Annotated in this window: 17 protein-coding genes; 9 read left to right on the top strand and 8 right to left on the bottom strand. The window is 42.2% G+C overall.

Annotated features, from left to right (window positions below; all coding sequences use genetic code 11):
- Positions 1-287: 287 nt before the first annotated feature.
- Positions 288-2714 (bottom strand): penicillin-binding protein 1B, encoded by a 2427-nt coding sequence (mrcB, locus tag VXS03_RS12435; RefSeq protein WP_327764046.1) that lies wholly within the window; start codon positions 2712-2714, stop codon positions 288-290.
- Positions 2715-2841: 127 nt separating this feature from the next.
- Complete coding sequence (gene hrpB, locus VXS03_RS12430; protein WP_327764045.1) at positions 2842-5322, bottom strand: ATP-dependent helicase HrpB; 2481 nt, start codon at positions 5320-5322, stop codon at positions 2842-2844.
- A 91-nt stretch (positions 5323-5413) separates the two neighbouring features.
- Here hrpB and sfsA point away from each other — a divergent pair, with 91 nt between their 5' ends.
- The 7 genes from sfsA (at position 5414) to panC (ending at position 11601) form a co-directional block, all read left to right on the top strand.
- A complete protein-coding gene (gene sfsA, locus VXS03_RS12425; RefSeq protein ID WP_327764044.1) occupies positions 5414-6127 on the top strand; it encodes a DNA/RNA nuclease SfsA in 714 nt (237 codons plus the stop codon).
- 129 nt (positions 6128-6256) lie between these two features.
- On the top strand, positions 6257-6706 hold the full coding sequence (gene dksA, locus VXS03_RS12420; RefSeq protein WP_080158274.1) for an RNA polymerase-binding protein DksA: 450 nt from the start codon (positions 6257-6259) through the stop codon (positions 6704-6706).
- 320 nt (positions 6707-7026) lie between these two features.
- Entirely contained in the window at positions 7027-7911 is an 885-nt protein-coding gene (gene gluQRS, locus VXS03_RS12415) for a tRNA glutamyl-Q(34) synthetase GluQRS (protein ID WP_327764043.1), read from the top strand.
- Between the two features lie 54 nt (positions 7912-7965).
- Positions 7966-9396, top strand: a complete 1431-nt coding sequence (pcnB, locus tag VXS03_RS12410; protein WP_327764042.1) for a polynucleotide adenylyltransferase PcnB — start codon at positions 7966-7968, stop codon at positions 9394-9396.
- Entirely contained in the window at positions 9393-9878 is a 486-nt protein-coding gene (gene folK / locus VXS03_RS12405) for a 2-amino-4-hydroxy-6-hydroxymethyldihydropteridine diphosphokinase (RefSeq protein WP_327764040.1), read from the top strand. Before pcnB ends, folK begins: the two co-directional genes overlap by 4 nt.
- 24 nt (positions 9879-9902) lie before the next feature.
- Positions 9903-10697 carry a 3-methyl-2-oxobutanoate hydroxymethyltransferase gene (panB, locus tag VXS03_RS12400; RefSeq protein ID WP_327764039.1) on the top strand — a complete coding sequence of 265 codons (795 nt, stop codon included), beginning with the start codon at positions 9903-9905 and terminating at the stop codon, positions 10695-10697.
- A 10-nt stretch (positions 10698-10707) separates the two neighbouring features.
- On the top strand, positions 10708-11601 hold the full coding sequence (panC, locus tag VXS03_RS12395) for a pantoate--beta-alanine ligase (RefSeq protein WP_327764038.1): 894 nt from the start codon (positions 10708-10710) through the stop codon (positions 11599-11601).
- A gap of 101 nt (positions 11602-11702) precedes the next feature.
- Here panC and VXS03_RS12390 read toward each other — a convergent pair whose 3' ends face one another.
- Complete coding sequence (locus VXS03_RS12390) at positions 11703-12473, bottom strand: ABC transporter permease (RefSeq protein WP_327764037.1); 771 nt, start codon at positions 12471-12473, stop codon at positions 11703-11705.
- Positions 12470-13408, bottom strand: coding sequence for an ABC transporter ATP-binding protein (locus VXS03_RS12385; RefSeq protein ID WP_327764035.1), 939 nt, complete (start codon positions 13406-13408; stop codon positions 12470-12472). The genes VXS03_RS12390 and VXS03_RS12385 overlap by 4 nt, the downstream gene beginning before the upstream one ends.
- Before the next feature lie 119 nt (positions 13409-13527).
- Here VXS03_RS12385 and can point away from each other — a divergent pair, with 119 nt between their 5' ends.
- Positions 13528-14223, top strand: coding sequence for a carbonate dehydratase (gene can, locus VXS03_RS12380; protein ID WP_327764034.1), 696 nt, complete (start codon positions 13528-13530; stop codon positions 14221-14223).
- 40 nt (positions 14224-14263) lie between these two features.
- On the opposite strand, the gene hpt is transcribed toward can, so the two are convergent.
- Complete coding sequence (gene hpt / locus VXS03_RS12375) at positions 14264-14797, bottom strand: hypoxanthine phosphoribosyltransferase (protein WP_327764033.1); 534 nt, start codon at positions 14795-14797, stop codon at positions 14264-14266.
- Positions 14798-15023: 226 nt separating this feature from the next.
- Here hpt and VXS03_RS12370 point away from each other — a divergent pair, with 226 nt between their 5' ends.
- Positions 15024-15632, top strand: a complete 609-nt coding sequence (locus tag VXS03_RS12370) for a TetR/AcrR family transcriptional regulator (RefSeq protein ID WP_327764032.1) — start codon at positions 15024-15026, stop codon at positions 15630-15632.
- Positions 15633-15684: 52 nt separating this feature from the next.
- Here VXS03_RS12370 and VXS03_RS12365 read toward each other — a convergent pair whose 3' ends face one another.
- The 3 genes from VXS03_RS12365 to VXS03_RS12355 all read right to left on the bottom strand — a co-directional run bounded on the left by VXS03_RS12365 (position 15685) and on the right by VXS03_RS12355 (position 19534).
- Positions 15685-16722: an ABC transporter ATP-binding protein gene (locus VXS03_RS12365; protein WP_327764031.1), complete on the bottom strand. Its 1038-nt coding sequence runs from the start codon at positions 16720-16722 to the stop codon at positions 15685-15687.
- Complete coding sequence (locus tag VXS03_RS12360; protein WP_327764030.1) at positions 16722-18350, bottom strand: ABC transporter permease; 1629 nt, start codon at positions 18348-18350, stop codon at positions 16722-16724. Before VXS03_RS12360 ends, VXS03_RS12365 begins: the two co-directional genes overlap by 1 nt.
- Before the next feature lie 170 nt (positions 18351-18520).
- Positions 18521-19534 carry a Fe(3+) ABC transporter substrate-binding protein gene (locus VXS03_RS12355; RefSeq protein WP_327764029.1) on the bottom strand — a complete coding sequence of 338 codons (1014 nt, stop codon included), beginning with the start codon at positions 19532-19534 and terminating at the stop codon, positions 18521-18523.
- Positions 19535-19540 lie beyond the last annotated feature (6 nt).

The raw sequence follows: 19540 nt of genomic DNA, 5'->3' as shown, positions 1-19540 counted from the left end.
GGTTCGAGGGTTCGAGGGTTCGAGGGTTCGAGGGTTCGAGGGTTCGAGGGTTCGAGGGTTCGAAATTTTCAGCACCAGCAACATCATTGTCAATGATAATCTTGCCACTGCCCTTACTCATCTCTAAAAACTCATCCCTGCTCAGCTCTTCCTCGTCTCTAAAAAACTCGTCCCTGCTTTTCCTATCTTCAGCTTTTCCTCGCCCCTCGAAAACTCACCCCTGCTTTTCCTATCTTCAGCTTTTCCTCGCCCCTCGAAAACTCGTCCCTGCTGTTACCTATCTTCTTCTAATCACCCGCAAACATATGCTTAATCCATGTTGCTGGTTGATTATCATTACACTTCGCTTTTAAATCCCCATTACGATCCCATGCAGGGAGCGCGACATTACCATTACAATCAAACTGCAAACTGCCATTAGATGTTCGTTGATACTTAATTGTGGTGATGTAAGGTGGCCAGCCGATGTTTAATGGTGCTGGTTGACGACGAGTAAGATAATCAGCATAAACCCGTAATGCGCCACTAGAGCCCGTCAAACGCACAGGGGTGTTATCATCCCGTCCAACCCATACAACGCCAACTTCGCGGCCATCAGCCCCAGCAAACCAACTATCGCGGTTATTATCGGTTGTTCCCGTTTTCCCCGCTAGCTTAGCTGAACTGAATTTACTCTGAAGAAAACGTGCAGTACCTTGGCTAACGACTTTTTTCATATCATAAGTCGTTAACCAAGCTGCTTGCTCTGGTACTACTTGTTCAATCTTAGACTGATGTTGATACAGGACTCGCCCTCGACTATCAACAACGGCATCCAAGCTGTATAGCGGCGCTTTACGGCCGTTATTAGTGATACTCTGGAACATTTGCGCAACTTCAAACGGTGACAATGTAAATGAACCAAGCAATATTGAGGGTAAGTGAGGAATTTCATCTCGCTTAACCCCCAACTTCGCCATCGTATTAATTACCGTTCCTAGCCCAACTTTTAAACCTAAGTTTACCGTTGGCACATTTAATGAATGCGCTAAAGCATAATATAACGGTACTTGACCACGGAATTTACGATCATAGTTTCTTGGTCGCCATGACGTTCCCTTACTGCCTTTTAGCACAATGGCACTATCACTCAGAGTTGTCGCCAAAGTAAACTTTTGCGGCTGACTCAATGCTGCTAAATAAACAGCGGGCTTAGCAAGCGAGCCTATTTGACGGCTAGCATCCAGCGCGCGGTTAAATCCAGCATAACCGGGGCGACTACCACCAATCAGTGCTCTTACTGCACCATATTGACGATCAACCACCACCATCGCTGTTTCAACTTTAACACCGGCTTTTTTATTTAATCGTGGCACCATTACCGCAATGGTTTTTTCTGCAGCTTGCTGCGACACCGGATCAAGAGTACTGAAAATACGTAATCCTTTTCCTGATTTGTAAATATCACCAACATCTTGCTCTAGTTCACGTTGTAACTGTTGAAAATACGCAGGCTGACGACTGGCTATCTTCGGTGTCTTTTGAATACCTAATGGCTCTGATACGGCTTTTTCATATTCAGCGCCTGTAAGGTAATTATTTTTCAGCAGCAACATCAACACTAAATCACGGCGTTTCATGGTGCGCTCTGGGTGACGCCAAGGATTAAATTGTGATGGCCCTTTCACCATTCCAACCAACATCGCGAGTTGATCTGGTCGTAGTTCTTCTAACGGACGCCCAAAATAAAACCGCGCAGCAAGAGGAAAACCATGCACTTCTTTGGCACCATTTTGCCCAAGATAAATTTCATTTAAATAAGCTTCTAAAATGCGATCTTTACTGTAACGATAATCAATAATGACAGCGATATACGCTTCACGCACTTTGCGCCATAAACTACGTTCACGACTTAAAAATAAATTTTTCGCTAACTGCTGAGTCAGCGTACTGCCCCCTTGTACGGTATGTCCCGCTTTGAGGTTAACCACCATCGCCCGTAAGATTGCCAGCGGTGATACACCTTCGTGCTGATAAAAATCACGATCTTCGGTTGTTAGTAGTGCATCGATTAATAATGGTGGAAATTGATCCCGCGCCATGAAGATTCGTTGCTCATTGCCTGTAAGCCCTAACATACCCAATAGTTTGGGTTCTATCTTGAGGGTTTTTAATGATTTCTTGGTTGTCAGATCGGTAATGGTAGTCAGAGTGCCACCAGCAAAAGTTAACATGACATGTTGTTGCGGCTGCGGATCATCAACAAATTTAAAGGGACGACGAATTAATTCAATTCGGGTTGATGATGCAGAATACTCACCCATACGCTGGGGCGTTGCTACTTTATGATATTGCAATACATTCAATTCATGGCGAACATCATTTAAGGTCATTGCTTGACCCGCATGTAAGGTCAACACGCGACCATAGACAACCGAAGGTAAATCCCAAATTTGGCCATCCATTTTATTGCGTACCACCGTATCTAAATAGATACCGATAACCAATAAAATAGCGACGACAACTAGCATTATTTTAAAACTTAAACGCCCAATTTTTCGCAGCCATGGATGAGGCGAGGCGTCTTTTTTAGAAGACTTTTTTTTTGCGGGCGCTTTTTTTGCTGCTGGTTTTTTAGGAGATGCTTTTTTTGCCGCAGGTTTTAACGCCGCTTTTTTTTTCGAAGGCGAGGGAGTTTTCGCGGGTGTTTTTTTTGGTTGCGACAACTTAATCATAATCAATCAACTACCGTCATTCCTATATTTAAGCTGGCAGTAATAACACTGCACAGCATCATTAATGTAAATTTACTGTAACACTATACCTGATTATATATACAGGTATCGAGCTTGTTTATCGTCATTAAAGATATTTTTTAATTTTGCGGGTTGGAATATGATTTGCAGGATCATCCGGCCAAGGGTGCTTGGGATAACGCCCTTTCATTTCTTTTTGAACTTCCTTGTATGATCCAGCCCAAAAACCCGCTAAATCTTGTGTAATTTGTAATGGTCGTTGCGCCGGTGATAACAATTCCAACACCAAAGCAACCTTACCATTAGCAATCGTCGGTGTTGTTAGCTCACCAAACATTTCTTGTAGCTTCACCGCCAATACAGGTTGTTGCTGCGGTTGATAACGGATCTCTATATTTGATCCGGTTGGCACCTGATAATGAGTTGGCAACAATTGATCGAGCTGTTGTTTTTGATTCCAACCAATATAAGCCTCTAATGCCGCAACCAGATTAACTTTTTGTAAGCCTTTTAAGGTTGTCATTCCGTTTAGATAAGGCAATAACCATTGTTCAGCATGACAAAGTAAACTCGCCTCGTCTAACGCAGGTAAACCAATTTCAGGTAACCATTCATTGGCACTACGACCTCGAATTAATAATGCGTTAGCTTTTTCTGTCCAATTTAAAACGCTCAATCCTTTACGTTTAACGGCGTTAAGTAATGCTTCACTGGCTAATGCGGGATCTGGCGTGGCAGCAAGGCTACGCGCGACAATTAATTTGCCACAATAAACTCGATGCTCAGCACTTAAACGGCCTTTTTTATCATCCCAATCGAGCCAATCACATTCAGTAAACAATAACGGTAAAGTTTGTTGTAATACACTGACGTCAGCTGCAATGGCTGAGAAAATACGGCTATCACCTTGACGAGTTTTAACAACATCAGCCACCACTAACAATGGTTGAGAGGCTAGGCTTTGGCTACTATCAAGTACTACCCCTTGACCATTGGCTAGCTGATAACGACCATCATCAGTGCGGGATTGCGCAATACGATCAGGAAAACCAACCGCAAGTAAAATAGCCGCCCAATGATTATTAACCTTGAGCTGTGTGTTTTTAGATACCGCTAGCGTTGTAAGGTGTTGTTGCGCCCGTTGCAAATAAGCATGACTTCTAGCGAGTTTTTTAGTCTCAAGTAACTGAAACGCTAGATCTGGATTATCAATACCACGTGGTGGATCTTCTAATAACGCCACCAGCATTGCTGCTGTCGTTACCATAGTGAGATCTTGTTGCTGATGTGCGCTTTGTTGAGCAAAAGCCAGCATTGCGCCATGACGTGGATCTGCGCCTATAGTTTGCATCACTTGCCCACGTGGTGTTTGTTGACCACGTTCATCAATCGCGCCTAATTGCTGTAACAATTGCTGTGACTGTTGCAATGCAATCATCGGTGGCACATCTAGCCATTGTAAATCTTGTGGATCATGACATCCCCATTGCACCAACTCCATCGCAAGAGATGTTAAATCACTACGTAAAATTTCAGGTTGAGGCGTTGCTGGTTGACGTTGTAGTAATTCCTCACTGTACATCCTTAAACAAATACCCGCCTCTAAGCGTCCAGCACGGCCTGCTCGCTGCTCAGCAGATGATTGGGCAATACGTACTTGCTGTAAGCGACTAATCCCTGTTTTAGGCTCCCACAGCGCGATACGTTCAAAGCCACTATCAACCACTAATCGAATTCCTTCAATGGTCAAACTTGTTTCGGCAATATTGGTTGCAAGCACCACTTTGCGTTGACCGCTTGGAGCAGGATTAATGGCTTGCTGTTGTTGTTCTATTGGTAACTGGCCATACAACGGACAAATATTGATATTGTTATTAGATAAACGTGCCGCTAATGCTTGCGCAAGCCGTTTAATTTCACCAACACCGGGTAAGAAAGCCAATATTGATCCGGTTTCTTGAACCAACAACTGGTTAATTGCTATCGCCATCTGCTCAATCACATCCCGAGGATCATTAACATGTTGGTAGCGATATTCCACCGGAAAGCAACGTCCTTGTGACTCAACATAAGCCGCAGTAGGAAGTAGCTGTGCCAATGCGGTTTGATCTAGAGTGGCTGACATTACCAATAATTGTAAATCATCCCGCAGGGCTTGCTGAACCTCAATCGCTAACGCTAACGCAGTATCGGCATGAATACTGCGTTCATGAAACTCATCAAAAATAATTAGCCCAATGCCAGCCAGTTCGGGATCATGCTGCAACATTCGCGTCATAACGCCTTCCGTCACAATCTCTAACCGTGTTTGGGCACTGACTTTAGTTTCGCCACGCACTCGTAAGCCAACAGTTTGACCAACACGTTCACCCAATTGCTGCGCCAAATAACTCGCAATATTTCTTGCCGCTAACCGTCGAGGCTCTAACATAATGATTCGCCCAGGTATTGTTGCTTCTGCCAATAAAGCCAATGGCAAACGGGTCGATTTACCTGCCCCCGGTGGTGCTTTTAAAATCACTTGAGTATGGTTAGCGAATGCTGCAAATAAATGCGCTAAAACGTCATCAATAGGGAGTTGTGACAAGGGCGTCACCTTATGTCATGATCAAAACGGAATCACATTGTAACGAAAGCCTGCCGACAACTAAAAATAATAATCCATACTTGAGGCCAAAATGAAATTTGCTCCGCCACTACAAGCTGCAACCTTAATTAAACGCTATAAACGTTTTTTAGCCGACGTCACATTAGACGATGGTGAAATTCGAACCATTCATTGTGCTAATACAGGTGCAATGACAGGTTGTGCAGAACCCGAAACCACGGTGTGGTATTCAACCTCTGATAATAAAAAACGTAAATATCCTAATAGCTGGGAATTAGCTCAAACAAAGCATAATGATTGGATTTGCGTTAACACCATTCAAGCTAATCACCTAGTGAAAGAAGCAATAGAACAACAACGTATCATCGAGCTCACTGGCTATGACAATTTACGTACAGAAGTAAAATACGGCACTGAAAATAGTCGTATCGATTTATTACTTGAATCACAAAACCGTCAGCCCTGCTATATTGAAGTAAAAAGCGTGACCCTACTGGCTGATAATGGCCAAGGTTATTTTCCAGATGCAGTTACCACTCGTGGTCAAAAACATTTACGCGAACTGACCGCAATGGCACAACAAGGATCACGAGCGATTTTATTTTTTGCGGTATTACACACGGGAATTAATCAAGTCAATGTTGCGCAGCATATTGATGCCGAATATGCACAATTATTACATCAAGCCATCAACGCAGGAGTCGAAATTCTTTGCTATCGAGCAACTATCGATGCTGATGAAATAAAACTCGAAGACTGTATACAATTTCAGCATTTGACATAAAAAATGCTGTTTTCTTCACATTGACGTAGAATTGAAGTTATACATTAATTGCCACGCAGTAACCTTTCTGGTATAGATACCGCCCAAAATTAACCAGTGACGGTTATTAGGTACATTAGGAGATGCTATATGCCAGAGACCAACGTTAAAAAATCACTAGGCATCCTGGCTATTGCTGGGGTTGAACCTTATCAGGAAAAAGCTGGCGAAGAATACATGGGCGAAGCTCAATTAGAGCATTTCCATAAAATTCTATCAGCATGGCGTAACCAACTTCGCGTTGAAGTTGATCGCACTGTAAACCACATGCAAGATGAAGCCGCTAACTTCCCCGATCCAGTGGATCGTGCCGCACAAGAAGAAGAGTTCAGCCTTGAACTTCGTAATCGTGACCGCGAGCGTAAACTGATCAAGAAAATTGACAAAACAATCAAGCGTATCGAAGAAGATGATTTCGGCTTCTGTGATTCTTGTGGTGTAGAGATTGGTATTCGCCGTCTTGAAGCTCGTCCAACTGCAGATCTTTGCATCGACTGTAAAACCCTTGCAGAGATCAAAGAAAAGCAAATGGCTGGCTAATTACGCCATTATCAGGTCAAAGCTAATTTTAGAGGGAGCGTAAGCTCCCTCTTTCGTTTACACTAGCGCTCAAAATAACACGCAGTAATTAACCTAAAGGTTGTTTACTTACCGATGTCGCACGAGCTCTGCCTTGTAGTCATAACCACGCGTTATAGATAACTAGGCACCAAACTGAATAGTGCTCTCATAGCCGAGAGTCTTATTCAGTTTGGAGGGAATATATCTTGTTATATTTACCCCTGACTCTGGGCGACATTTACATTGCCGTACCAAGTTAGATAATAATCTATTTGGATTTTATAACCGTTCATTAATGTATGACTAACACAAATCAATATGTCGGTCGTTTTGCACCATCGCCCTCAGGGCCATTGCATTTCGGATCGTTAATTGCAGCACTTGGCAGCTACCTCCAAGCAAAATCTCAGCAAGGAAAATGGATAGTCAGGATCGAAGATCTTGATCCACCTCGCGAAATGCAAGGGGCTGCTGATGATATTCTGCGCACATTAGAAGCTTTTGGCTTCATGTGGGATGGTAATATCATCTACCAAAGTTTACGTCTAAACGCTTATCAAGCGCAGATCGATACTTGGTTAACACAAGGTAATGCTTACTATTGTCAGTGTAGTCGAAAAGACATTAAACAAACGGGCGGCTATTACCCTGGTACCTGTCGTACCCTCAATCAACGGCACAGCAATGGTGCGGTTCGATTACAAGTAGACACACCAATAACCCATTTCGATGACCTATTACATGGTCGTATCGAATTGCCATTAGCGTTGGCGAGTGAAGATTTTATCATTCGTCGTCGCGATGGCTTATTTGCTTATAATCTTGCTGTAGTGCTAGATGATATCGAACAAGGGATAACCGAAGTTGTACGAGGGGCTGATTTAATTGAGCCTACTGGGCGTCAAATTGGTCTTTACCAGCAACTTGGACATCCTGAAGTAAGCTATTTGCACTTACCGCTCGCCATTACAGACAATGGCAATAAATTGTCAAAGCAAAACCATGCACCAGCGATTGATAAACACAATCCTCGGCCTGCATTAATGGCAGCGCTACGCTTTTTAGGCTTTTCGCCTCCGACAGAACTTGTCTCTGAAAGCGTAGAACAAATTTTACAGTGGGGCATCACTCATTGGCAGCTTAAACAGCTACCAAAGACAACTGCTATCACACTAGCATTCTAAAATAGTCTGCCGTGATATATCATACACGGCTGTTTGTTGAACCATGTGCACAAAATGGGGTGTATTATCTTTAATCGAGTAGCCAACTTTTGCCGTAAAGTATTGAATCGCGACAGTAGTACTCGCGTTCCAGAGGAACAAACTTTGCAAGTTTACCAACGCCCAGAGCACGGCATTTCACGAAAAGATATCAGCGAAAATGCGCTGAAAGTACTATACCGTCTAAACAAAGCTGGTTACGACGCTTACCTTGTTGGTGGCGGCGTCCGCGATTTATTGCTTCACAAACAGCCGAAAGATTTCGATATTGCAACTAATGCAACCCCAGAAGAAATCAAAAAACTGTTTCGTAACTGTCGTTTAATCGGCCGTCGTTTTCGTCTTGCTCACATCCTATTTGGACGTGACATTATTGAAGTGGCAACCTTTCGAGGCCACCACTCAGACGCGCCAGTACAAGTGACACCACCTAAAGATAAGCAAAAACCGCAGCTCTCTTCTCGTAGTGAAGAAGGCATGTTATTACGTGATAATGTTTACGGTACCATCGAAGAAGATGCAGAGCGCCGTGACTTTACTATTAACGCACTTTATTACAGCGTTAAAGACTTCACCGTTACTGACTATGCCAAAGGTATTGAAGATCTCAATAATCGTGTAATTCGATTAATGGGTGATCCAGAAACCCGTTACCGTGAAGATCCAGTACGTATGCTACGAGCAGTACGCTTTGCGGTTAAGCTAGACATGGATATCGATCCTGTTACTGCTGCGCCAATTCGTGAACTCGCAACACTGATGCAAGATATTCCATCTGCGCGTCTGTTTGAAGAAAGCCTTAAGCTACTGCAATCGGGTCAAGGTCTAGAAACTTACCGTATGCTGCGTGAATACAACTTATTCCAGCAGTTATTCCCCATTTTATCTGACCATTTCACGGAGAATAACAGCAGTAAAACAGAGAAAATGATCGAGCATATCCTTGCCTCGACCGATAAACGAATGGCTGAAGACAAACGTGTTAATCCAGCCTTCATTTATGCTGCAATGCTGTGGTATCCAATGATGACCCGTGCAGAAGAAGTCTCTTTTGCTAGTGGTTTATCATTCTATGATGCCTTTATGGTTGCAAGTAACGACATTCTTGACGAGCAAGTGCGCTCAATTGCGATTCCACGTCGCCACACCACTACGGTTCGCGATATCTGGCAGCAACAATTGCGCTTTAGTCGTCGTAGCGGTAAACGCGCCTTTAAGACCATGGAACACCCTAAATTCCGTGCCGCTTATGATTTCTTAGAAATGCGTAGCTTGTTTGAAGGCAGCGATATCAAAGAATTAGCACTATGGTGGAATGAGTTCCAAGACGCGGATTACAACCAACGCGGTCAAATGGTGGCTCACATCAATGATGGTGGTACTCGCCGTCCACGTCGTCGTCGCCCACAGCAACCACGTCGTAAAAAACCGCAAGTAAAATCATGATTCGCGCTTATATTGCGATTGGTAGTAACTTGGGCGATCCTGTCGCCCAAGCTCAAACCGCTATCAAAGCACTGCAACATCTACCCAATACACAAGTTATTAGCGTATCCTCGCTGTACAGCAGTACACCGATGGGACCGCAAAATCAACCTGATTACATCAATGCGGTTGTTGCTATCGACACCACATTAGCACCGCTTGAATTGCTTGATCACACACAAGCAATTGAGCTCGAACAAGGACGTGTTCGCAAAGATGAACGCTGGGGTCCACGGACACTAGATCTCGATATTATTTTATATGGTGATCTACAGCACCAGTGTGAGCGCTTAACTGTGCCGCACTATGGAATGAAAGTACGGGAGTTCGTACTGTATCCACTTGCCGAAATTAACCCTGCTTTAGTTTTGCCTGATCACACTTCTTTATGCACGTTATTGACTCAGGTTAACCGTAATGGCTTAGCTATTTGGCAAGCATAAATTCATCAGAGCGAGAAAGAAGCTATGAAAAAAATCACCATCAACGATCTCCTAAAATGGAAGCAAGAAGGTCGTAAATTTGCATCAGTAACAGCATACGACGCGAGTTTTTCTCAATTATTTGAGCAGCAGAATATGCCGGTTATGTTAGTCGGTGACTCGTTAGGCATGGTTCTCCAAGGCCACAACGATACCCTTCCAGTAACCATTGATGACATCGCTTACCATACGCGTAGCGTTCGTGCAGGCAGCCCTAACTCGCTGCTAATGGCTGACATGCCATTCATGACCTTCGCAACCCCAGCACAAGCTTGTGAAAATGCCGCAAAACTAATGCGCGCAGGGGCAAATATGGTCAAAATCGAAGGTGGCGCTTGGGTTGCTGAAACAATTTCAACCCTAACACAACGAGCTGTACCTGTATGTGCTCACCTTGGTTTAACACCTCAGTCTGTCAATATTTTTGGCGGTTATAAAGTTCAAGGCCGCAATTTGGATCAAGCTGAGACAATGGTTAATGATGCCATTACTCTCGCTCAAGCTGGTGCCCAAATCATCGTATTGGAATGTGTTCCAGCAAGCCTTGCTGAACGTATTACCAAGGCGGTGGATGTGCCTGTAATTGGTATCGGTGCGGGTAATGCGACCGATGGCCAAATACTGGTTATGCACGACATGTTTGGTATTTCTGCAAACTACATGCCGAAGTTCTCTAAGAACTTCCTTGCAGAAACAGGAGATATGCGTGCTGCGGTTACTAAATACATTGAAGATGTTGAGTCTGGTGCATTTCCAGGATCTCAGCATACCTTTGAATAAGGAATAAGAGATGCAAACATTCGCCGATATTGCCCAGTTAAGAGAGCAAATTACGACGTGGCGCCGCGCAGGCCGTCGAATTGCCTTTGTTCCAACCATGGGTAACTTACATGAAGGCCATCTTACGTTAATGCGAAAAGCACGTAAGCATGCTGATGTTGTTGTTGCGAGTATTTTTGTTAATCCAATGCAATTTGAAAAAGCGGAAGATTTAACCAATTATCCACGTACTCTTGAACAAGATATTGCTAAGTTACAACAGCAAAATATGGTGGATGTGGTATTTACGCCAACCCCAGAAATCATGTATCCAGCCGGTCTTAACAACCAAACGTTCATCGACGTTCCTGGATTATCAACTATTTTAGAAGGTGAATTACGTCCGGGTCATTTCCGTGGCGTAGCAACCATCGTTAATAAGTTATTTAATATCGTCCAACCAGATGTGGCTTGTTTTGGCGAGAAAGATTACCAACAATTGGCGCTTATTCGTCAAATGGTGATTGATCTAGCAATGGATATTAAAATTGTTGGCGTACCAACGGTACGTGAAATGGATGGCCTAGCCATGAGTTCACGCAATGGTAATTTAACCGTTGATGAACGCCAACGTGCACCCGTTTTAGCCCGTACAATGCGTTGGATCAGCAGCCAAATGCGTGGTGGTCGTAATGACTATGACGAATTAATTGTTGATGCTAACGATCAACTCCGTGCCGCTGGTCTGCAACCAGATAAAAGCTTTATTCGTGATGCAGTAACCTTATTGCCTATCACTGACACAACCCAACAAGCGGTTATTTTAATGTCAGCACAATTAGGTAAAGCACGTTTAATCGACAACCAAGTAGTAGACTTATCCCCTGCTGTGGCGGTTGAAGAAGAAGTCGCTGAAGCTAATTAATAGCTAAATGCTGACTAAAAAAATACCGCCCATTAACCATTAACGGGCGGTATTTTTTTAACTATTATTTGTTAGGTAGCTTAAGTTCGTGTTCAATATGCTTATGAACGTAAGCCAATCCCACGAGAAATCAGGTAATAAGCCACACCATAAAGTGCAATAACGAACACACTTAATACCGCAAATGACGTTCCAATACCTACATCAGACACCCCTAAAAAACCATATCTAAAGGCATTGACCATATACACAATTGGATTGACCTTTGACACCACTTGCCACACTTCAGGCAACAAGTTAATCGAATAAAATACACCACCAAGATATGTTAATGGGGTTAATACAAAGGTTGGTATAATACTGATATCATCAAAAGTACGCGCAAAAATAGCGTTAATGAGTCCCCCTAATGAAAACACAATCGATGTCATCACCACCGTTGCGATAATCACCCATAGATGAGCAATATTAAGTGAAACAAACAACAATGACACCACAGAAACAATCAGACCAACCCCTAAACCACGCAGTACACCACCACCAACATAACCGGCAATAATGATATAGTTAGGCACCGGCGCGACTAATAACTCTTCGATATTATGTTGAAATTTGGCACTAAAAAAAGAGGAGGCAACATTAGAATAAGAGTTAGTGATCACCGACATCATAATCAGTCCGGGCACAATATATTCCATGTAGCTAAAGCCTTCCATGTCACCAATGCGCTGCCCAATCAAATTACCAAAGATAATAAAATACAGCGTCATCGTAATTGCGGGCGGCACTAATGTTTGTACCCAAATTCGAGTAAACCGATGAATTTCTTTGCTAATTAAACTTTTAAATGCAATCCAATATTGTTTTTTCATTCTTTATCACCTGCCATAGCAGAAGGTCGATCTGTATTAACTAGGTTTACAAATAACTCTTCTAAACGGTTACTTTTATTTCGCATTGAACGCACCACAATACCTTGGGTCGTTAAGGTACTAAAAACACGGTTTAGGTCATCGCCTTTATTAAGATCGACTTCAAGAGTATGACTGTCAATCAAGCGACACTCACCCACAGCAAGAGTCGGTGTGACCGTTGTGGTATCAATATCTAAAATAAAGGTTTCTAACTCAAGCTGACTCAACAAAGCTTTCATTGACGTATGTTCAACTAACTCACCATGATTAATAATACCGATATTACGGCACAACATTTCGGCTTCTTCAAGGTAATGAGTGGTTAAGATAATCGTCACTCCTTCACGGTTAATGCGCTGGAGAAAGGTCCACATTGAACGACGTAATTCAATATCAACCCCAGCGGTAGGCTCATCTAAAATCAACAACTTTGGTTCATGCATTAATGCACGAGCAATCATTAATCGACGTTTCATACCACCAGAAAGATTACGAGCACGATCATGACGTTTACCCCATAAATCTAATTGGGTTAAATATTTTTGCGCTCGCTGTTTCGCCAGTGTTCGTTCAACACCATAGAAACCAGCTTGATTGATCACAATCTGCTCGACAGTTTCAAACGGATTAAAATTAAATTCTTGTGGCACTAAACCGAGTTGATTTTTGGCATCTACTTTTTGAGAATCTAAGTCATAACCAAAAATACTGACGCTACCCGAGGTTTTATTAACTAGCGAACTAATAATACCAATGGTGGTTGACTTGCCCGCACCATTGGGTCCGAGTAAAGCAAAAAAGTCACCTTGTTCGACATTGAGACTCATATTTTTCAGCGCCTTAACGCCGCCTTTGTAAGTTTTGCTTACATTTTTTATTTCTAAAGCGTTCATTATATGCAATCTTTCTGTTAAATATTTATAGGCTAGTGACAAAACACTAACAACTAATCCGATTTGCTATCAGCGCAGCTTGTGTATAGTAAGGAACATATTAATAATAAGGCATTATCATGGCAGATATAAAGCAGCTCTTCGCAAACAACCTTTCATGGTCAGAAAACATTAAAGATGAAGATCCGGAATTTTTTTCCCACCTCGCAGAAGCACAACACCCACAATATCTTTGGATTGGCTGCTCTGATAGTCGAGTTCCAGCTGAACGCCTAACAGGCTTAACTTCCGGTGAACTATTTGTACACCGTAATGTTGCTAACCAAGTTATCCATACTGACTTAAATTGCTTATCTGTGGTTCAATACGCAGTTGATGTACTAAAAGTTAAGCATATTATCATCTGTGGTCACTATGGCTGTGGCGGTGTGACTGCCGCCATCGAAAACCCACCTTTAGGGCTTATCAATAACTGGTTATTACACATTCGCGATCTGTACCTTAAACACCGTTCAGATCTAGGTAGCCTACCGCGTGAAAAGTGGGATGACAAACTGTGTGAAATTAATGTTGCCTCTCAAGTTTATCATCTAGGTAATTCCACTATCATGCAACAAGCATGGGACCGTGGCCAAGATGTCAAAATTCATGGTTGGATTTATGGTACCAGCAACGGTATTTTAAAAGATTTGGGCGTAACAGCGACCAGCCGCGAAAGTCTTGAAATCACTTATCAAGCAGCAATGTCATCGTTATTACCGCCACTTGAAGAGCAGGTAATACAACATCAAGCCACGCTAGAAAATAACAAATAACAATCATAAAAAAAGCGACCATCATGGTCGCTTTTTTATTTTATTCTGCGTCAGGAATAACTTTACCAATGAACGGTAAATGACGGTATTTTTGTGCGTAATCAATACCCACACCAACCACAAACTCATCTGGAATAACAAAGCCGTACCAATCAACTTTCACATCAACTTCACGACGTTCAGGCTTATCTAATAGCGTACAGATACTGATTGATTTTGGTTCACGTAAGGATAAGATTTCACACACTTTACTTAGTGTATTACCTGTATCGATAATATCTTCTACCAATAACACATCTTTGCCTTTGATATCGTCATCTAAGTCTTTCAGAATACGAACATCACGGCTGCTTTGCATCGTATTACCATAGCTTGATGCCGTCATGAAATCCACTTCATGTGGAATATCAATTGCACGTGCTAAATCTGCCATAAAGACAAATGAGCCACGCAGTAAGCCAACCATTACCAAGTCTTTAGAGTCTTTATAATGTTCCGTGATCTGCTTTCCTAGCTCTTTGACGCGTTCCTGGACATCCTGCTCAGAAATCATTACTTCGATTGTGTGCTTCATTTTATTCTCCATCAACGCGACCGCGTTAGCCAATTAAGGCTATATATTCCAAAGGTCGTTATTGTAGCATTCATTCATCTTAAGCGTTATTTAATCAATAGTGTCCAAAATCCGAAACACTTATTGATAGTTCAGTTTGAATCAACTCGGTTGCTGTTGTAGTGTTTATGTATAAAAAACAAACATAAATAAAGTAAATACAAACTGGGTTAGGGAATAAATAATTATGGATACGATTACTAAGAAACCACGTACACGCTTATCACCAGAAAAAAGAAAGCAACAACTTCTTGATTACTCAATTGAAGTTTTTTCTCGTCGCGGTATTGGTCGTGCAGGCCATGCTGATATTGCAGAAATGGCAAATGTATCAGTGGCAACTGTTTTTAACTATTTTCCAACACGAGAAGCATTGGTTGAACAAGTCTTAATGGAAGTTTCAACCCAATTTAATGACTTGCTTACCGAATGTATTGGCGCCCCCAATAAAGCATTATATGCACGCTTAACTTGCATCACTAATAACTTGATTGATACCGTATTAGAACAACAAGATTGGATCAAAGTATGGTTTGAATGGAGCACATCCGTACGTGATGAAGTGTGGCCTCAATTTATTGAAAGCAACAAAAAGAACCTCAAGCAAGTGCAGCAAGCCTTTTCTCAAGCAATCGATAGCGGCGAAATCACGTCTAATCAAACTCCTGAGAACTTAGCCAAAATGCTGCATGGCATATGTTATGTGATTTACATGCAAGCAAATCAGCACCCAGATCAAGATATTTTACGTGAACAAGCGCAAACTTATCTACAACTGCTTACTCAGAAAAACTAAATAAATAGCTAATGCAAACAATCAAGGCTTGCACTGACAAGCCTTGATTTATTTATGCTTGAGCAAATATAACCGCGGAATGTGGGGTCACATTAACCGTTACTCGCTGACCGACATTTAATAATAAATTAGAATTAATCACTAATTTATGCCCTTCAAATTCAACGACATAACGACAGCTATCCCCCATAAACTGCTGTTCAATGATTACCGCACTACCTTCAGTTTCCGGCATCACAGTCAAATGTTGTGGCCGTAATAACCAATCCACATCCGTACCAGTCATCAATGATGGCTCTGCCGCGCATGTTTGCTCACCAAATGGCGTCAGTAATTGTTGATTTGCTGTCACCGTTGCTGGTAGATATGATCCGACACCTAAAAATTCAGCCACAAAACGACTACTTGGTTGATAGTAAAGTTCAGTTGCCGTACCAAATTGTTCAATTACGCCATGGTTCATTACCGCCATTTTATCAGCAAAAGCAAACGCTTCTTCTCGACTGTGAGTAACGAAAATAGCAGTAACACCTTGGTCTTTAAATATTTGGCGAATATCACGAATCAAGCTATGACGCACTTGAGTATCGATATTAGAAAACGGCTCATCTAATAAAATTAAGTCTGGTTCATTGGCTAATGCCCGTGCAATCGCAACCCGCTGTTGTTGGCCACCCGATAACTGGTGTGGATAACGATCATCAAGCTCCGTTAAATGTACCAATTCTAGCATCTGCTTAATCTTGGCCGTCACTCGTGGTTTATCCCAATGACGCAAACCAAACGCTATATTTTCAGCCACGGTTAAATGAGGAAATAAGGCATAATCTTGAAAGATCATTCCAATATTACGTTGCTCAGGAGGTAAACATAATTGCTGATCAACAATGGTACGGTCATTGATTGCCATGCTGCCATTAGCAAGTGGTAATAGTCCTGCGATGGCTTTTAATAATGTTGTCTTGCCACAACCACTCGCGCCAAGCAAGCACACGATCTCACCCCGTTCAACCGCCAATGATAAATCTTGTAATATCGGCACGCCGTGGTAACAACAGCTTAAATCAGTGACAGATAATGCATGTTTCATCAATTTTTTTGCTCCAAAGAACGGTTAACCATAACCAGCGGGATCAACCCTACAATAACTAATAAAATAGCGGGAAAAGCCGCCACTTCTAACTGTTCATCAGAAGCGAAATTAAACACGTAAGTAGCTAAGGTTTCAAAATTAAACGGTCGCAATAAGATTGCCGCATTGAGTTCTTTCATCGATTCAATAAATACCAGCAAACCTGCAATTAAGCATCCTCGACGAATCAAAGGTAAATGCACTTTGCGTAACATTGCCGTCGATGCATAACCCATGGTTTTTGCGGCCATATCCAATGATGGCGGAATTTTCACTAAACTACTTTCAACGCTACCAATCGCTACCGCAGCAAAGCGCACCACAAAGGCAAAGATAATCGCAAACATTGATCCAGAAAAAATAAGTCCAGGACGTCCCAGATCTAAACTTCGAGCAATATCATTAACTAAATGATCCGCACTGGTTAGAGGGATCATCACTCCAATCGCTAATACGGTACCGGGTACAGCATAACCTAATGAAGCCAATCGCATCGGTACAGTGCTGACACTACGACCATCTAAACGTTGATAAAAATTAACCATCAAAGCAAGACACACAGCAACGATTGCGGCAGCCAATGACACCACTAAGCTATTAAAACTGTAGGTTTTAAACTGTGCCGTCCAACTCTGAGAGAAATAATCAATAGCGTAAGAGCCTAATTGCAGCATTGGTAAAATAAAGGCACATCCAACTAAACCCCAACACCAACCAACAGCCAGCCATTTTTTCCAGCCACTTAATTGATATTTAGTATGGCTATCATTACCACATTGTTGTTGAAACATTTTTTGCTTACGGCGACTAAAGCGTTCACTGCTGATCAGTAAAAAAATCACCAACAGCATAATTGCTGAAATTTTGGCAGCTGCATTGAGATTAGAATAACCAAGCCAAGTATCGTATACCGCTGTCGTGAGGGTATTTAAGGCAAAATAGCTCACAGTACCAAAATCACCCAAAGCTTCCATTGCCACTAATGACACACCAACAGCAATCGCAGGGCGCGCTAACGGTAATGAAATGCGACGAAAACTTTGCCATGGTGAGCAGCCAAGTAAGCGCGCAGACTGAAGCAAATTATTACTCTGTTCCATAAAAGCTGCGCGAACTAACAAATACACATAAGGATAAAGCACTAAAGCAAGAACAAAACATGCGCCCCATAATGAACGTAAATCAGGAAACCAATAATCGCTAATATGCCGCCAACCAAAAAAATTACGCAGCCAAATTTGAATTGGCCCAGCGTAATCAAACCAATGGGTATAAAGGTAGCCGACGATATAACCAGGCATTGCGAGAGGTAAAATGAGTGCCCATTGAAGTATTTTTTCACCTGGTAAACGGCACATCGCCATTAACCATGCACTTGGAAGCCCAAAAACTAAGGTGAGTAACACCGTGCCAACCACCAGCCCAAGGGTATTTAACGCGTAGGTAGACATCACTGTATTCATCAAGTGTGAAAACACTTGATCTGAATTACCCATGGCGGTAATAAATATAGCGATAATAGGCAACACTAACAGCGAGCCAAACAACCAACTGTTAATTCGCCAGAATAAAAACTTTTCTTTCATTTACTACTACTTAGTACGTTTTTCAATATATTTAAGCCCGCAACATCAGGCCACTTTATCAGTAAAATTACTCACTGAAAGTAAGCATGAGAAGCTACCACAACTTATTGCAAAAGAGACTAAGTTAAACTGAAAAATGGGGCTTTACACCCCATTTATTTTGTAACTAATTACAGATCAAATTTCACTTCATCAAGCATTTTAATCGCAGCTTTATGATATTGCGCTACTTGGTCTAACGATACATCATCAGCTTTAAATTCGCCCCATGACGCTACAAGCTCTGAACGCTTAACACCCGCTTTAACTGGGTATTCATAGTTTACTTCAGCATACATTTGTTGGGCTGTGGTCGCCGTTAGGAATTCCATTAATTTTAGCGCATTATCTTTATTTGGCGCATATTTTGCCATTGCCATACCGCTGACGTTAACGTGAGTGCCGTTACCTTGTTGACCTGGGAAGTTAATTTCAACCGCTTCAGCCCACGCTTTTTGGTTTGGATCGTTAACCATTTTGCCTAGGTAGTAGCTGTTACCAATAGCAATATCACATAAGCCTTCTTTCACTGCTTGTACTTGACCGCGGTCATTACCTTGAGGTTTACGAGCTAAGTTAGCTTTCACACCTTCAAGCCATGTCTTCGTTGCCGCTTCACCATTGTGAGCAATCATCGCTGAAACAAGCGAAACATTATATGGGTGCTTACCTGAACGTGTACAAAGTTTGCCTTTCCACTCAGGTTTAGCTAGATCACTGTAATCAAAAGATGCAGGTAATTTACCGACACGATCTTTTGATGAATAAACATTACGAGAACGCAGTGTTAATGCAAACCACTCATCTTCATTATCACGATATTGTGCAGGAATATTCGTATCAATAACTTTACTATCAACAGGCTGAACCAACTTTTTATCCGACAATTCCACTAAACGGCTAATATCGGTTGTCAGTACCACATCCGCAGGGCTGTACTCACCTTCTTGTTGTAGTTTTTCAGCAATGCCTTCTTTAGCAAACTTAACGTTAACTTTAATACCCGTCTCTTTTGTAAACTCGTTAAACATTGGCTCAACAAGAAAAGGCTGGCGGTATGAGTAGACATTCACTTCTTCAGCAGCTGTCGCGATTTGAGGTGCAGACAAACCCAATAACACAGCTGTAGTTAAAAGTTTTTTCATTGCTAA

Source organism: Photobacterium sp. S4TG1 (assembly GCF_036040035.1).
GTDB lineage: Bacteria > Pseudomonadota > Gammaproteobacteria > Enterobacterales > Vibrionaceae > Photobacterium.
This window is presented reverse-complemented; position numbering and strand designations above follow the sequence as displayed.

Bases quoted from the DNA above. Each gene is read 5' to 3' on its own strand.
- mrcB (WP_327764046.1), bottom strand. From the start codon at position 2,714: ATGATTAAGTTGTCGCAACCAAAAAAAACACCCGCGAAAACTCCCTCG.
- sfsA (WP_327764044.1), top strand. From the start codon at position 5,414: ATGAAATTTGCTCCGCCACTACAAGCTGCAACCTTAATTAAACGCTAT.
- dksA (WP_080158274.1), top strand. From the start codon at position 6,257: ATGCCAGAGACCAACGTTAAAAAATCACTAGGCATCCTGGCTATTGCT.
- gluQRS (WP_327764043.1), top strand. From the start codon at position 7,027: ATGACTAACACAAATCAATATGTCGGTCGTTTTGCACCATCGCCCTCA.
- pcnB (WP_327764042.1), top strand. From the start codon at position 7,966: ATGGGGTGTATTATCTTTAATCGAGTAGCCAACTTTTGCCGTAAAGTA.
- folK (WP_327764040.1), top strand. From the start codon at position 9,393: ATGATTCGCGCTTATATTGCGATTGGTAGTAACTTGGGCGATCCTGTC.
- panB (WP_327764039.1), top strand. From the start codon at position 9,903: ATGAAAAAAATCACCATCAACGATCTCCTAAAATGGAAGCAAGAAGGT.
- panC (WP_327764038.1), top strand. From the start codon at position 10,708: ATGCAAACATTCGCCGATATTGCCCAGTTAAGAGAGCAAATTACGACG.
- VXS03_RS12390 (WP_327764037.1), bottom strand. From the start codon at position 12,473: ATGAAAAAACAATATTGGATTGCATTTAAAAGTTTAATTAGCAAAGAA.
- VXS03_RS12385 (WP_327764035.1), bottom strand. From the start codon at position 13,408: ATGAACGCTTTAGAAATAAAAAATGTAAGCAAAACTTACAAAGGCGGC.
- can (WP_327764034.1), top strand. From the start codon at position 13,528: ATGGCAGATATAAAGCAGCTCTTCGCAAACAACCTTTCATGGTCAGAA.
- hpt (WP_327764033.1), bottom strand. From the start codon at position 14,797: ATGAAGCACACAATCGAAGTAATGATTTCTGAGCAGGATGTCCAGGAA.
- VXS03_RS12370 (WP_327764032.1), top strand. From the start codon at position 15,024: ATGGATACGATTACTAAGAAACCACGTACACGCTTATCACCAGAAAAA.
- VXS03_RS12365 (WP_327764031.1), bottom strand. From the start codon at position 16,722: ATGAAACATGCATTATCTGTCACTGATTTAAGCTGTTGTTACCACGGC.
- VXS03_RS12360 (WP_327764030.1), bottom strand. From the start codon at position 18,350: ATGAAAGAAAAGTTTTTATTCTGGCGAATTAACAGTTGGTTGTTTGGC.
- VXS03_RS12355 (WP_327764029.1), bottom strand. From the start codon at position 19,534: ATGAAAAAACTTTTAACTACAGCTGTGTTATTGGGTTTGTCTGCACCT.